Source organism: Bradyrhizobium sp. 179 (assembly GCF_023073535.1).
In the GTDB taxonomy this organism is placed as follows: Bacteria; Pseudomonadota; Alphaproteobacteria; order Rhizobiales; family Xanthobacteraceae; genus Bradyrhizobium.
In genome coordinates, this window is the sequence record NZ_JADPJR010000081.1 from 82,060 (window position 1) to 96,009 (window position 13,950).

General features: G+C 64.3%; 14 protein-coding genes and 1 pseudogene. 10 read left to right on the plus strand and 5 right to left on the minus strand.

The features are described from left to right. The first annotated feature begins 48 nt into the window (after positions 1-48). The gene (locus IVB12_RS20125; protein WP_247301275.1) at positions 49-477 is read left to right on the plus strand and encodes a SufE family protein; all 429 of its coding nucleotides are present in this window, start codon (positions 49-51) and stop codon (positions 475-477) included. 5 nt (positions 478-482) lie between these two features. Here the strand turns inward: IVB12_RS20125 and IVB12_RS20130 are convergent, their stop codons facing one another. Together IVB12_RS20130 and IVB12_RS20135 are read right to left on the minus strand one after the other, a co-directional pair. Then, a complete protein-coding gene (locus IVB12_RS20130; RefSeq protein ID WP_247301276.1) occupies positions 483-899 on the minus strand; it encodes a MucR family transcriptional regulator in 417 nt (138 codons plus the stop codon). Between the two features lie 147 nt (positions 900-1,046). Next, positions 1,047-1,916 carry a DUF308 domain-containing protein gene (locus IVB12_RS20135; protein ID WP_247301277.1) on the minus strand — a complete coding sequence of 290 codons (870 nt, stop codon included), beginning with the start codon at positions 1,914-1,916 and terminating at the stop codon, positions 1,047-1,049. 312 nt (positions 1,917-2,228) lie between these two features. Between IVB12_RS20135 and IVB12_RS20140 the strand changes: the two genes are divergently transcribed. After that, positions 2,229-3,878 (plus strand): glycosyltransferase family 39 protein, encoded by a 1,650-nt coding sequence (locus IVB12_RS20140; protein ID WP_247301278.1) that lies wholly within the window; start codon positions 2,229-2,231, stop codon positions 3,876-3,878. A 184-nt stretch (positions 3,879-4,062) separates the two neighbouring features. Further along, positions 4,063-4,842: a class II aldolase/adducin family protein gene (locus tag IVB12_RS20145; RefSeq protein WP_247301279.1), complete on the plus strand. Its 780-nt coding sequence runs from the start codon at positions 4,063-4,065 to the stop codon at positions 4,840-4,842. A gap of 234 nt (positions 4,843-5,076) precedes the next feature. Here the strand turns inward: IVB12_RS20145 and IVB12_RS20150 are convergent, their stop codons facing one another. From IVB12_RS20150 to IVB12_RS20160, 3 genes and pseudogenes are all read right to left on the minus strand, one after another. Continuing rightward, entirely contained in the window at positions 5,077-6,471 is a 1,395-nt protein-coding gene (locus tag IVB12_RS20150) for a M20/M25/M40 family metallo-hydrolase (protein WP_247301280.1), read from the minus strand. A 23-nt stretch (positions 6,472-6,494) separates the two neighbouring features. Beyond that, positions 6,495-6,695 (minus strand): annotated as a pseudogene (locus IVB12_RS20155) (hypothetical protein); the annotation flags it as partial. Between the two features lie 212 nt (positions 6,696-6,907). Then, a complete protein-coding gene (locus tag IVB12_RS20160; protein WP_247301281.1) occupies positions 6,908-8,530 on the minus strand; it encodes a helicase HerA-like domain-containing protein in 1,623 nt (540 codons plus the stop codon). A 323-nt stretch (positions 8,531-8,853) separates the two neighbouring features. On the opposite strand from IVB12_RS20160, the gene IVB12_RS20165 reads away from it, so the two are divergent. The 7 genes from IVB12_RS20165 (at position 8,854) to IVB12_RS20195 (ending at position 13,940) form a co-directional block, all read left to right on the plus strand. Beyond that, positions 8,854-9,219 carry a DUF2267 domain-containing protein gene (locus IVB12_RS20165; RefSeq protein ID WP_247301282.1) on the plus strand — a complete coding sequence of 122 codons (366 nt, stop codon included), beginning with the start codon at positions 8,854-8,856 and terminating at the stop codon, positions 9,217-9,219. 26 nt (positions 9,220-9,245) lie between these two features. Beyond that, complete coding sequence (locus IVB12_RS20170; protein ID WP_247276652.1) at positions 9,246-9,653, plus strand: DUF4332 domain-containing protein; 408 nt, start codon at positions 9,246-9,248, stop codon at positions 9,651-9,653. A 155-nt stretch (positions 9,654-9,808) separates the two neighbouring features. Continuing rightward, positions 9,809-10,669, plus strand: a complete 861-nt coding sequence (folP, locus tag IVB12_RS20175) for a dihydropteroate synthase (protein WP_247301409.1) — start codon at positions 9,809-9,811, stop codon at positions 10,667-10,669. Further along, entirely contained in the window at positions 10,666-11,034 is a 369-nt protein-coding gene (folB, locus tag IVB12_RS20180) for a dihydroneopterin aldolase (protein ID WP_008553485.1), read from the plus strand. The genes folP and folB overlap by 4 nt, the downstream gene beginning before the upstream one ends. Before the next feature lies 1 nt (position 11,035). Next, entirely contained in the window at positions 11,036-11,527 is a 492-nt protein-coding gene (gene folK, locus IVB12_RS20185) for a 2-amino-4-hydroxy-6-hydroxymethyldihydropteridine diphosphokinase (protein WP_247301283.1), read from the plus strand. Positions 11,528-11,607: 80 nt separating this feature from the next. Then, on the plus strand, positions 11,608-13,479 hold the full coding sequence (locus IVB12_RS20190) for a methylmalonyl-CoA mutase family protein (protein WP_247301284.1): 1,872 nt from the start codon (positions 11,608-11,610) through the stop codon (positions 13,477-13,479). Next, positions 13,476-13,940, plus strand: coding sequence for a GFA family protein (locus tag IVB12_RS20195; protein ID WP_247301285.1), 465 nt, complete (start codon positions 13,476-13,478; stop codon positions 13,938-13,940). Before IVB12_RS20190 ends, IVB12_RS20195 begins: the two co-directional genes overlap by 4 nt. The last annotated feature ends 10 nt before the right edge of the window (positions 13,941-13,950 follow it).

Genomic DNA, 13,950 nt, shown 5'->3' on the forward strand with positions numbered 1-13,950 from the left:
CAGGGCTTCGCGTCCCTATATTGGCCTGAACGGGAACCATGGGCCAGCATGACGACGATCGACGAAATCAGGGACAATTTCGAGCTTCTCGACGAGTGGGACGACCGCTACCGGTACGTCATCGAGCTCGGCCGCACCCTGGAACCGATGCCGGAGGCGGAGCACTCTGCCGAGAACAAGGTGCAAGGCTGCGTCAGCCAGGTCTGGCTCCAGAAGCTGGTAGAGCGCAGCAATGGCGCGCCGGTCCTGAAATATCGCGGCGACAGTGACGCGCATATCGTGCGTGGTCTGGTCGCGATCGTGCTCGCGCTCTATTCAGGCCGGACACCGCAGGAGATCCTGGATACCGATGCGATTGCGGTGTTCAACGAGTTCGGCTTTCGCGATCATCTGACGCCGCAGCGGTCCAACGGACTGCGCTCGATGGTCGAGCGCATCAAGACCGACGCCAAAGAGGCGCTCGCGGAAGCTTCGTAAGAATTTTACTTCCGTTTCCGCTGCTGCTGTCCCAGCCCCATCTGTTTCGCCAGCTGCGAGCGGGCCACCGCATAGTTCGGCGCGACCATGGGATAGTCGGCCGGCAGGCCCCATTTCTCGCGATATTGTTCCGGAGTCATGTTGTACTGGGTGCGCAGATGGCGCTTCAGCGACTTGAAGCGCTTGCCATCTTCCAGGCACACCAGATAATCCGGCGCGATCGACTTCTTCAGCGACACCGCCGGCTTGGCCGGCTCGAGCGGCGCGGTCTCGGTGCGGCCTGACGAGACCCGCACCAAGGCGCCATGCACCTGGCTGATCAGGTTCGGGATCTCGGCCGCCGCCGTCGGATTGTTGCTGAGATAGGCCGACACGATGCTCGCGGTCAGCTCGATGAAATTCTTATTCCCAGCATCCGACATACGCCCACCCCTTCTCCACCTTGCGTCTCACGGGATTGACGACGTCAGAGTATTCCGTGTCAACAATACGTTCGGCTGAACCACAACGACTGACGACGACGGGCTGATTACTGGTGAAGGGCGGCGCTTTACTTTCAAACAGCGGCCTCAGCCCCGCTGGTCGAGATGCGCGCGGAGCTCGTCGATGGAGGCAAAGCGCATCATGCCCTCCGGCATCTGCGCTTCGATCGAACCGTCGGAATAGAGCGAATAGGCCATGCCATCGACGACGCCGGATTTGAGCACGGTCACGGGCGTCTGCTCGGCCGCAGCCGCCGGCTCAGGTGAAGGCGCCGGCTCAGGTGCAGGGGGCGGGGGAGCGGCTTCCGCAAAGATCGAGGGCGAGCGCGGCGGCGGGCGGCGCGCGGTGACCGGCGGCTCCGGCGGGCGCATGCGTTCCGGCTTCGGCCAGGCATCCTCGAAACTGGCAGGCGGACCGTCCGGGGCTGCGGGCTCTTCATGAGACGGTTGCCGGCCCTCCGTGGGCTTTGCCTCCGCGCGCTCACGCTCCTTGCGCGAGGTCGAGGCGAACAACAGGTTGCGGCGGCGCGGCGCTTCCGGAGCCGCAGGAGGCGTTGGTGGCTCGGGCGCCTCGGCGCCTGGACGCTCGCGCAGGGCGGCTTCGCTCTGCCACGGCGGAGGGCCTGCGGCTGGTGGTGGCTCCGGCTCGGTCTTCGCAGGCGAGGCAAGCGCCGGCTCGGGCGCAGGCGCACCCGGCATTGCGAGACCCGGCAGCACGGGCCTGACCCGAACCTCGGACGATGCGGCTGATCCGGCGGCCAACCGGCGGGCGATGCGCCTCAGCTCAAGGAGCAGAAGATGCAGGCCGACCAGTAACATTCCGGTGCAGACGCCGATGGTTCCGGAGATTATGAGAGTGCTGCCGACGCTGAATTCCCTGACGGAGTAGCCGAACAGGATCGCAAGGAGGCCCGCCAGAACGGCGAATATCCCCACGATCAGCAATGCCAAGATCATCGAACTCACCCCCGACCGCGCATCCACGCGCGACGCTCGTCACGCCACGATACCGTCATCCGGTGTTCCACGCCAACGGCCAATTGTGGGCGGTGTTCCCAAAGGGAAGGAAATCAGAGACTTATTCACATTCCCTTCAGCTGCGGCTCACTACTGCTACCGGTACTCCAAGTTTCCGCATTTGCTGCGCCGCATCAGGAATTTAGCCATAATGCCCAATTACTTAGTAATGGAACTGCGCTATAGGGATCCCGGGGAGCAGGCCCGCGCGCGCCAGCAGGGTCCAGAGGGGATTCCGGGTCACCAATAGCCATGACATCCATCACGACTTCGGCGATCGACACGCCTCTGCGGCGCTCGGTCGAACGGACTTGCGACGATCTCGCCATGCTGGTGCTGGCTGCGGTCGCCGTCATTGCAGGCTTGACCTTCCGCGACTACGGGCTCGGCTGGGACGATTACACCCACGCTGAATATGCCGATCTGTTGCTGCGCATGTTCGGTTCCGGTTTCAGGGATACCGCAGCGCTGTCGTTCGCGAATCTATACATGTATGGCGGCGGCTTCGATATGATCGCCGCTCTCCTGCACAAGATCATTCCGCTCGAACTGTTCGAGACACGACGTCTGGTCGGTGCCATCGTCGGCGTGATCGGGCTTGCGGTGACGTGGCGGCTCGGGCGCCGCATCGGCGGGCCCCTCGCCGGTCTTGCCTCACTTTTGCTCCTCGCGCTCTGCCCGATCTTCTACGGCCACATGTTCATGAACCCGAAGGATGCGCCCTTCGCGGTGGCCATGATCATCCTGATGCTGGGCCTCGTCCGCCTCGCGGAGGAATATCCGCAGCCTTCGCCGCGCACGGTCTTGATCGTCGGCCTAGGTGCCGGCCTTTCGTTGGGCTGCCGCGTTCTCGGCGGTCTCGCGCTGGTCTACGCCATGCTTGGCTTCGTCCCGCTGTTCCTGGAGGAATTGCGCAGCGAGGGCTTGCGCGAGGCGGTCCGCCGCTTCGCCCACGTCGTCTATGTGCTGCTGCCTGGCCTTGCGTTCGGCTATCTCGTGATGGGCCTGATCTGGCCGTGGTCGATCATGGAGCCGGGCAATCCTTTCGAGGCGCTGACCTACTTCTCGCATTTCTTCGAGAAGCCGTGGAAGGAGATGTTCGACGGCGCGATCGTATCCGTGCCCGACATGCCCTGGTCCTATCTGCCGACGCTGTTCGCGCTGCAGCTGCCCGAGGTGATGCTGGTGCTGATGGGCGGCGCCGTCGTCAGCACCTTCGCCATGCTGCCGCGCCGCGAGGTTCCCGCGCGCCGCAAGACCATCCTCTTGATGCTGACGCTGGCCGCGACCCTGCCGCTCGCGATCGCGATGGTGAAGCGTCCCGCGCTGTACAACGGCATCCGCCATTTCGTCTTCGTGATCCCGCCGATGGCGGTGCTCGGCGGCGTCGCCTTCGGCTGGACTATGGAACGCCTGCGCGCCAATCACCGCACCTGGCAGCCGGTCGTGCTCGCCACCTTCTGCTTCGGTCTTGCGTTGTCGCTGGCCGAGATGATCCGGCTGCATCCCTATCAATACACGCACTTCAACCACATCGCCGGCACCGTGCGCGGCGCCGACGACCGCTTTATGCTCGATTATTGGGGCCTGGCGCTGAAGCAGGCCTCGGACGAGCTGCGCGAGCAGCTGATCGAGCGCCAGGAAGTGCCGCCCAGCAATCGCAAATGGAAGGTCGCGGTGTGCGGGCCGCAGCGACCGGCCCAGGTCGCGCTCGGCCCCGACTTCACAATCGGCTGGGATTCCAACGCGGCCGATTTCGCGATGACGCTGGGCGAATTCTACTGCAAGGGCCTCACCGCACCCGTCATGGTCGAGATCAAGCGCGACGACGTGGTGTTCGCCCGCGTCTACGATATCCGCGGCCGCAGCATTTCCAGCCTGCTGTCGATCCCGGCTCCATAATAATCTTCTCCCAACGCGAAGCCTGGATGAGCGAAGCGACATCCGGGGCCACTTTGGAGCTGCCCGCATATCGCTTCGCTCATGCGGGCAACGCTGAACTGCCGCGCGCTGGCCGCGCCTTGCTGCCCGCCTCACCCAAGACTAGGCTCCTTCCCCGCAACAACGATGTTCGGAGAGATCAGCCATGTCGCCAGCGGAAGCGCGCCTGAAGGAAGTGCCGTCGAACATGACGGAGGCCGAGTGGCAGCAACGGGTCAATCTCGCCGCCTGCTATCGCCTCGTCGCGTTGTACGGCTGGGACGATCTGGTCGACACGCACATCTCCGCGCGCGTGCCCGGCCCCGATCATCACTTCCTCATCAATCCCTACGGGCTGATGTTCGACGAGATCACGGCGTCGAGCCTCGTCAAAGTCGATCTGCATGGCAATCAGCTCTCCGAGAGCGAATACAGCATCAACCCCGCCGGCTTCACCATCCATTCGGCGATCCACGAGGTGCGCGAGGACGCGATCTGCGTGCTGCATCTCCACACGCTCGACGGCACCGCGGTGTCGAGCAGCGCCGAAGGCCTGTTCCCGCTGAACCAGACCGCCCAGCTCGTTACCCACGACCTCGCCTATCACGACTATGAAGGCATCGCGCTCGACCATGACGAGCGGCCGCGGCTGCAGAAGGACCTCGGCGACCACAACCACATGCTCCTGCGCAACCACGGCACGCTGACGGTCGGCCGCTCCGTCGCTTCCGCCTTCGAGCGCATGTACCACCTCGAGCGCGCCTGCTCGATGCAGGTGCGCACGCGCGCGCTGGGTACGCCGATCTATCCGGTCGACGACGTCGCGATCGAGAAGAACACCGAGCTGCTGTCGAACCGCGACCGCGCCGAGCTGCGCGCCACCAACCTCGTGTGGCCGCCGCTGCTACGCAAGCTCGACCGCGTCAATCCGGGCTATCGGACTTGAGATTTTCGGGATTTGGTGTAGGGTGGCGTTCAACGAACCTCTACGCCTTTTGGAATGAAACGCCGCCCAATTCCGGGCGGCGTTTTTATTTGGGGTAACTCGTCACGCCCGTCATTCCGGGGCGCGCGAAAAGCGCGAACTAAGGTGCGCAATTGCGCACCTGGGAATCTCGCGCAACAACCTCCAGATTCCGGGTTCGCCTCTTCGAGGCGCCCCGGAATGACCGCTACGCGGTCACTTCACCTCCGCCAGCGCGGCGAGGATCCTCGCCCAGGAACGGATACCCTTCTGGAAGCTGCGCAGATCGTACTTCTCGTTCGGCGAATGGATGTTGTCGTCGTCGAGGCCGAAGCCGACCAGCAGCGAATCGAGGCCGAGCGTGCGCTTGAAATCGGCGACGATCGGGATCGAGGCACCCGATCCCATCAGCACGGTCTCCTTGCCCCATTCCTCGGTCAGCGCTTTCTTGGCGGCGGCGAGCGGTTTCATATTCCAATCGAGCGCGACCGCGGGCGCGGCGGAATGGTCGCCGAACTCGACCTTGCAGTCGCCCGGAATGCGCGCGGTCACGTAGTCGCGGAACGCCTTGCGGATCTTTTGGGGGTCCTGCCCCTCGACCAGACGGAACGAAACCTTGGCCGACGCGTGCGACGGGATCACCGTCTTGGAGCCCTCGCCGATATAGCCGCCCCAAATGCCATTGACGTCGCAGGTCGGACGCGAGGAGGCCTGCTCGATCAGCAGCCGCCCCTTCTCGCCGGCGGGGATCGACAAGCCCACCGGCTTGAGGAACGTGTCCGGTGTGAATTCTAGCTTCTTCCACTGCGCCAAGATGTCAGGGGGCGTGTCCTTGATGCCGTCATAGAAGCCGGGAATGGTGATGCGGTTGTCGTCGTCGAACAGACTGCCCAGAATTTTCGTCAGCACCCGGATCGGGTTCATCGCGCTGCCGCCGAAGACGCCGGAATGCAGATCGCGATTGGCGGCAGTGATCTTCAGCTCCTCATAGAGCAGGCCGCGCAGCGATGTGGTGATCGCCGGCGTGTTGTGATCCCACATGCCGGTGTCGCAGACCAGCACGTAGTCGGCTTTGAACTCGTCCTTGTTGGCCTCGATGAAGGGCACGAAATTCTTCGAGCCGACCTCCTCCTCGCCTTCGATCAGGAAGGTGATGTCGACCGGCAGCGAGCCCGTCACCTTCATCCAGGCGCGGCAGGCCTCGACGAAGGTCATGACCTGGCCCTTGTCGTCCTCGGCGCCGCGCGCGACGATGATCTTGCGACCATCGGCATGGTCGGTGACGACGGGCTCGAACGGCGGACGGTTCCAGAGATCGAGCGGGTCGACCGGCTGCACATCGTAATGGCCGTAGAACAGCACGTGCGGCCGTCCGCCCGCCCTGGCCTTGCCGACGATGGCGGGATGTCCGGCGGTCGGCCTCACTTCAGTGGCAACACCGAGGCTTGCGATGTCCTTGGCGAGATGCTCGGCCGCGGCCTTGCAATCGGCGGCGAAGGCCGGATCCGCGGAGATCGACTTGATCCGCAACAACGAGAACAGACGCTCCAGGCTGTTATCGAAATCCTTGTCGATGTGGTCGAGCACGGATTGAAGCTGCGCATTGGCCATGGTCGTATTCCCGATTGTTGGTCTCAAGGTGTCTGCGCTTTTAGCGCTGGCGCGGCCTCGGGACCAGCCGCAACCGGCGGATGCCAGATGTGCCATGCGAGGCTGCCGGCAAGGATGGCGGTCGCAACGAGATTATTGCCCCAGGTCTGGATGACATTGGGAAACCACGGCAGCGATAGCAGCATGAGGATGCCGGCCGCGCCCAAAGCGAGCGAGGTTCCCAGCCACGTAGCAGACGGGCGGATGCTTGGAGAGCCCCTCACCGGAATTTGTGCGCTGTGATGGCCTCCCGATGGCCGCTAAACCTCCTGCAGCGTCATGGCCGGGCGTGCTGCCTAAGGCGCGACGAGATCGGGATGAATCGTCATCGCGCTTCAGGTTATTGTTCGAGCATGATCTTTTCGGAAAACCGCTTCACACGTTTCCGGATCACGCTCTAGCGCCGCAACAATCCGCCGAGCGCGCCGCGAACCAGGGTGCGGCCGATCGAGCCGCCGAGCTGGCCGCCGACCGACTTGCCGATATTGGCGGCCATCCCCCCGATCACCTGGTTGGTCACCGATCGCGTCACGTCGCGCGCGATGACCTGGCCGGTCGACAGACGGCCGCGCTTGACGTTGGTGCCGAAGATAGAGCCGACGATCGAGCCGATCTGGCCGAGGATGCCGCCACCGCTTCCACCTGCCGAACCATCTGCCGTTGCCGCCGTGCCGGCGATGCGCTTCTGAAGAATCTCGTAGGCAGACTCGGAATCGACAGCGGTGTCGTATTTGCCCTTGACCGGGCTTACAGCCATGATCGCCTTGCGCTCCTCCGACGTGATCGGTCCGATCCGGGCCGACGGCGGCCGGATCATCACCCGCTCGACCATCGAAGGCGTGCCGTTGCCCTCGAGGAAGGACACCAGCGCCTCGCCCTTGCCGAGCTCCATGATCACCTTGGCGGTGTCGAGCTTCGGGTTGGGCCGGAAGGTCTGGGCTGCGGCGGCGACCGCCTTCTGGTCGCGCGGGGTGAAAGCGCGCAGCGCGTGCTGCACCCGGTTACCCAACTGCCCGAGCACGCGATCGGGCACGTCGACCGGGTTCTGCGTCACGAAGTAAACGCCAACGCCCTTTGAGCGGATCAGACGCACCACCTGCTCGATCTTGTCCATCAGCGTTTTGGGCGCGTCGTTGAACAACAGATGCGCTTCGTCGAAGAAGAACACGAGCTTCGGCTTGGGCAGGTCGCCGACCTCGGGCAGCTCCTCGAACAGCTCCGACAGCATCCACAACAGGAATGTCGCATAAAGCCGCGGGCTCTGGAGCAGCTTGTCGGCGACGAGGATGTTGACCATGCCGCGCCCGTCGCGGTCGGTCTTCATGAAGTCCTTCAGCGTCAGCGCCGGTTCGCCGAAGAATTTGGAGCCGCCCTGGTTCTCCAGCACCAGGAGCTGGCGCTGGATGGTGCCGACGGTCGCCTTGGTGACGTTGCCGAAGCCCTGCGCGGCCTTGCGGATGGCGGCGAGCGGATCCGCCGCCGCGTCCGCCCCCTTCTTCCCGCTATCCGGCACGATGGCGTCGAGCAGCGCGCGAAGGTCCTTCATGTCGATCAGGACGAGACCGTTGTCGTCGGCGACGCGGAAGGCGACGTTGAGCACGCCTTCCTGCACGTCGTTGAGGTCGAGCATCCGCGCGAGCAGCAGCGGTCCCATCTCGGTGACGGTCGCCCGCACGGGGTGGCCCTGCTCACCGAATACGTCCCAGAACACCGTCGAGAACTGGTCGGGCTGGAACGTCAGCCCCATCTCGGTGGCGCGCTTGACGATGAAATCCTTTGGTTCGCCGACCTCGGAGATGCCGGAGAGGTCGCCCTTGATGTCGGCTGCGAAGACCGGAACGCCGGCGCGCGCAAATCCTTCCGCCATCACTTGCAGCGACACCGTCTTGCCGGTTCCGGTTGCACCGGTGACGAGGCCGTGGCGATTGGCGAGCGCCAGCGTCAGCCATGCCTGCTCGTTTCCCTTGCCGACGAAGATCTTGTCGCCGGTGTCGCCGAGCTTGTTGTCCTGTGCGGTCATTATGGTCTCTGATCTCTGCAGTTTCGCGTATCGAAACTCGAATACACCAGTTCCGGAGTTTACCGCATGTCGCAAGCCGATTGAAACCATTCAACGTGGTCCGGACACGCGACATCGTCGGAAACATCAGCCGAAAGTCGGAAAAGTGCATTCGCACCGCGGTATTTTCTTGCTGATGCCATCTCCGCTCTTGCATCGCTGCAACACTTTTCGCGCGTTCGAAACGTTGGTCGCGTTCATCGCTTGTATTTCACATCGCACCGGCTCAAGATCATTTTCGAAAGCAATACTCCGGCATGTGAACCGGCTGAGGGGCAGGCCATATGGACGAGCTGATCGGGCGGCTGGCAACAAACGCCAGCATAGATAGTGCTGTCGCTGAAAAGACTGTCGGCATTATCCTGGGTTTCCTCCGCAGCGAGGGTCCTTCCGACAGCGTGCAGGCCCTGATCGACCAGATTCCCGGTGCGGAAGCCGCGATCGAGACGTCCAGGAGCGGCGGCGGACTGTCGCGGCTGATGGGCGGCGGCCTGATGGCCGTCGGCTCACGCCTGATGGGCCTCGGACTCGGCATGTCGGAGATTCAAAACATCGCCCGTGAACTTTTTCGCTTCGGCCGAGACAAAATCGGAGCCGATCAGATGGGCAAGATCATCGCGGGGACGCCGGGCCTCAGCCAATTCGCCTGAAGCTTTCGCATTTCACATCGAGTATCATGACATATCCCATCTCCGAGATTGAGGGCCTGTCGGCCTTTGCCGCCAACAAGTTGAAGGCACAGGGAATCCGCACCACCGACGCGCTGCTCGAGGCTGCCGGCACCGTGAAAGGCCGCAAGGCGCTGTCCGCCAAGACCGGCATCAGCGAGCAGCTGCTGCTGGAATGGGCCAACGTCTCGGACTACATGCGCATCCCCGGCATGGGCCGGGCCAAGGTCGGCCTGGTCCGCGCTGCCGGCGTCACCACGGTGCGCGAGCTCGCTTATCGGAATCCGGCAAGGCTCGCGCAGAGCATGCGGGACGCGAACGAGAAGAAGAAGCTCCTCCGCATCCTGCCTTCCGAGAAGTCGGTCGGCGAGATCATCGCCAAGGCGAAGAAGCTGCCGCCGAAGATTACGTATTAGCCGCACCCTCTCTCCGTCATACCCCGCGAAGGCGTGTATCCCGTACGCCGCGCCTCCTCCGTATTGTCGCAATGCCTCGGATTGCCCGCTTTCGCGGGCAATGACACGAGGGGTTGGTCTTGAACTCCCCCTCCCCGACCGCTAAAGCCACCCGCATGAATGCCTCGCCCTCCCCATCCGTCCCGCCGGCCGGCTCGGCCGGGGCCGACGTGCTGCGGATGCTGTTGGAACGGTCGCTTCCGGCGGTGATGGGGGTGCTCAACGTCACCCCGGATTCCTTCTCCGACGGAGGTGCGTTCATCGCGCCCGAGCAGGCTTTGGTGCGTGCCCGGGCGATGATCGCTGATGGCGTCGACATCATCGATATCGGCGCAGAGTCCACGCGGCCCTACAAGGGGGCCCAGCCGGTCACAGCGGAACGCGAGCTCGCCCGGTTGAAGCCGGTGCTGGCTGGCGTCGTGGCGCTTGGCGCGCCCGTCTCGATCGACAGCATGAAGGCGGAGGTGGTGGCATTCGCGCTCGACCAGGGCGCGGCGATCGTCAACGACGTCTGGGGCCTGCAACGCGACGCCGCCATGGCACCGCTGGTCGCGGCTAAAGGCGTTCCGGTCATCATCATGCACAACCGCGACAATGCCGACCCCACCATCGACATCGTCACGGACATGAAGACCTTCTTCCTGCGCTCGCTGGATATCGCGGCCAAGGCTGGGATCGCGCGGGACAAAATCGTACTCGATCCCGGCATCGGCTTCGGCAAGACGGCCGAGCAGAGCATGATCGCGCTGGCGCGGCTGCGCGAACTCGACATGTTCGGCCTGCCGATCCTGGTCGGCGCCTCGCGCAAGCGCTTCATCGCCGCAGTGTCGCCGTCGGAGCCGAAAGAGCGGCTCGCCGGCTCGATCGCCGCGCACGTCATCGCCGCGCAGCGCGGCGCAAAAATCATTCGGACCCATGACGTCGCCGAAACCTTGCAGGCCCTGCGTGTAGCAGCAGCAATCGAGAGCAAGCCATGACCGATACGATCTTCGTCACCGGCCTGTCGATCCACGCCCGCCACGGCGTCATGGATCACGAAACCGAAGTCGGCCAGCGCTTCGTCATCGATCTCGAACTCTATACCGACCTGTCGGAGCCTTCGCGCAGCGACCGGCTCGCCGATACCGTGTCCTACGCCGAAGTGGTGGCGACCACCACGGCGGCGTTCAAGAACACCAACTACAAGCTTTTGGAGCGCGCGGCCGGCGCGGTGGCCGATGCCATCCTGTCGCATTTCCCACGCATCCGCGCCGTGAAGATCACCGTGCACAAGCCGCATGCGCCGATCGCCGCGATCTTCGACGACGTCGGCATCATGCTGACGCGCTCGCGGCATCCATAAGATGGCGAGCGTCTTGATCGCACTCGGCGGCAATGTCGGCGATGTCCGCGCGACCTTCCGCAAGGCGATCGCGCATATCTGCGGCATGGCGCAAGCCGCGCTGATCGCGCGCTCGTCCGACTATGCAACGCCGCCCTGGGGCGATGAGGACCAGGAGCCCTTCATCAACGCGTGCATCGAGATCGAGACCAGCCTTGATCCGCATGCACTGCTGTTCGTGCTCCAGAAGATCGAGCAGAAATTCGGCCGCACGCGGGACAAGGAGCGGCGCTGGGGCCCGCGCACGCTCGATCTCGATATGATTGCCTATGACAATGTCAGCTTGCAGAAGCCCGATCTGACCCTGCCGCATCCGCGCTTGTTCGAGCGCGCCTTCGTGCTGGTGCCGCTGGCCGAGATCGCGCCCGACCGCCTCATATCAGGCGTTCGTGTGCGTGACGGGCTCGCCAGCGTCTCGACGCAAGGCATTGAGCGGCTTCCGGATACCGGCTAACCAAAAACAACCGTTTGCAGGGGCGGTCCGCCGTGGCAATTTCGCCTGCGAATAACAAGATTTCGGGAGCCCCTCGCCGCATGACCTCCGTGACTGACGACCTGCCGCTGGCGGCGGATTTTCCCAAGGCGACGATCGAAGACTGGCGCAAGCTGGTTGACGGCGTGCTGAAGGGCGCGCCGTTCGAGAAGCTGGTCGGCAAGACCTATGATGGCCTGAAGATCGAACCGCTCTACCCACGCGCCAAGGACCTTGCGCCCGTGGTGGGCCGGCCGCCAGCTGCGCCCTGGCAGATCATGCAGCGGATCGACCATCCCGATGCGGCTGCCGCGAACGCGCAGGCGCTGACCGATCTCGAGAACGGCGCGACGGGGCTCGCGCTGGTGTTCGCCGGCGGCAGCGGCGCCCACGGCTTCGGCCTGGAACCGTCAGCCGATGCGGTCGCAAGAGTCCTGAAGGACATCCATCTCGATGCCGGCATCGGCCTCGAACTCCAGATCGGTCCGCAATCACGGATGGCCGCGATCCATGTCGCGGAATATGTGAAGCGCGCAGGCCTCGATCCCGCCGCCTGCGACATCCGCTTCGGGCTTGATCCGCTCGCGGCCGGCGCGGTGTGGGGCCACAGCCCCTATACGTGGGAGGAGATCGTTCCAGCCATCACCGGCGCCATCAAGGGTCTCGCTGGGCTCGGCTTCAAGGGGCCGTTCGCGTCCGCCGACGGACGCGTGATCCACGATGCCGGCGGTTCGGAAGTGCAGGAGCTTGCCTTCGTGCTCGCCTGCGGCGTTGCCTATCTGCGCGCGATCGAAAATGCCGGCATTGCGCTGCAGCAGGCGCAGGGCATGGTCTATGCGCGGCTTTCCGCCGATGCCGACCAGTTCCTGACTATGGCCAAATTCCGCGCGCTGCGGCTGCTGTGGGCGCGCATCGAGCAGGCCTGTGGCCTGACGCCGAAACCGCTGTTCATCGCTGCCGACACGGCCTGGCGCATGCTGACGCAGCGCGACCCTTACGTGAACATGCTGCGCGCGACCATCGCGACCTTTGCGGCCGGGCTTGCCGGCGCCAACGCGATCACCGTGTTGCCGCATACGCTGGCGCTCGGACTGCCCGATCCGTTCGCACGGCGCGTGGCGCGCAACACGCAAGCCCTGCTGCTGGAAGAAAGCAACCTCGCCAAGGTCAGCGATCCCGCAGCGGGCGCCGGCGGGATCGAGGCGCTGACGGCGCAGCTCTGCGAGGCCGCCTGGGCGCTGTTCCAGGAGAGCGAGAGAGCCGGCGGCGCCTTTGCCGCGCTTCAGCAGGGTGTTTTTCAGAGCAAAGTAGCGGCTACGCGAAAGGCGCGCGAGGCCAACATCGCAAAACGCCGGGACGTGCTGACGGGCGCCAGTGAGTTTCCGAACCTGCACGAGAGCGAGACGGCCGTCCTGAAGGTGACGCCAATCGCGCTTCCGCCTTATGGTGAGCAAAAATACAAATTCGATGCACTGCCGCCGATCCGGCTGGCGCAACCGTTCGAGGCCTTGCGTGACAAGTCGGATGCAGCGCTGAAAGCACGTGGCGCCCGCCCAAAGGTGTTCTTGGCCAATCTCGGCACGCCCGCCGATTTCACCGCGCGGGCGACGTTTGCCAAGAGCTACTTCGAGGCTGGCGGCATCCAGGCCCTCGACAGCGAGGGTTTTGCCGATCCGGCCAAGCTTGTTACCGCCTTCGAGGCCTCCGGCGCCGCCCTCGCCTGTCTCTGTTCCAGCGACAAGGTCTATGCGGAACAAGCGGAAGCCGCGGCAAGAGCCCTGCAAACGGCCGGCGCGCGCCATATCTACCTGGCAGGCCGCCCGACGGATGCCGAGGCTGCGCTGCGCGCGGCCGGCGTCACCGGTTTCGTCTTCGCCGGCGGCGATGCGCTTGCGACGCTGCAAGACGCCTATCGACGGATGGAGCAATCATGATCGAAACCGGCAAAACCGTTCTCACCGGCGGCTGCCAATGCGGGGCCGTGCGCTTTCGAGTCACGACGGCACCGACCAAGGTCTCGATCTGCCACTGCCGGATGTGCCAGAAGGCGGCTGGCGCCCCGTTCGCCTCCTTCGCCGACATCAACAAGACGGACTTTGCCTGGACCAAGGGACGGCCGTCGTTCTTCCGCTCCTCCTCGATCGCCGAGCGCGGCTTTTGCGCCGCCTGCGGCACGCCGCTGAGCTTTGGCCGCATCGACGGCGACCGGATCGAGATCATGACAGGCACGTTCGACCGCCCCGACCACGTTGTCCCAACGCGGCAGTTCGGCACCGAATCTCGCCTCGGCTGGGTAGTCGGCATCTCCAATTTGCCAAGCCAGACCACGCAGCAGAATTACGGACCGGAGAAGATGGCGACCATCGTCAGCCATCAGCATCCGGATCATGATTGAGCGCCTATGA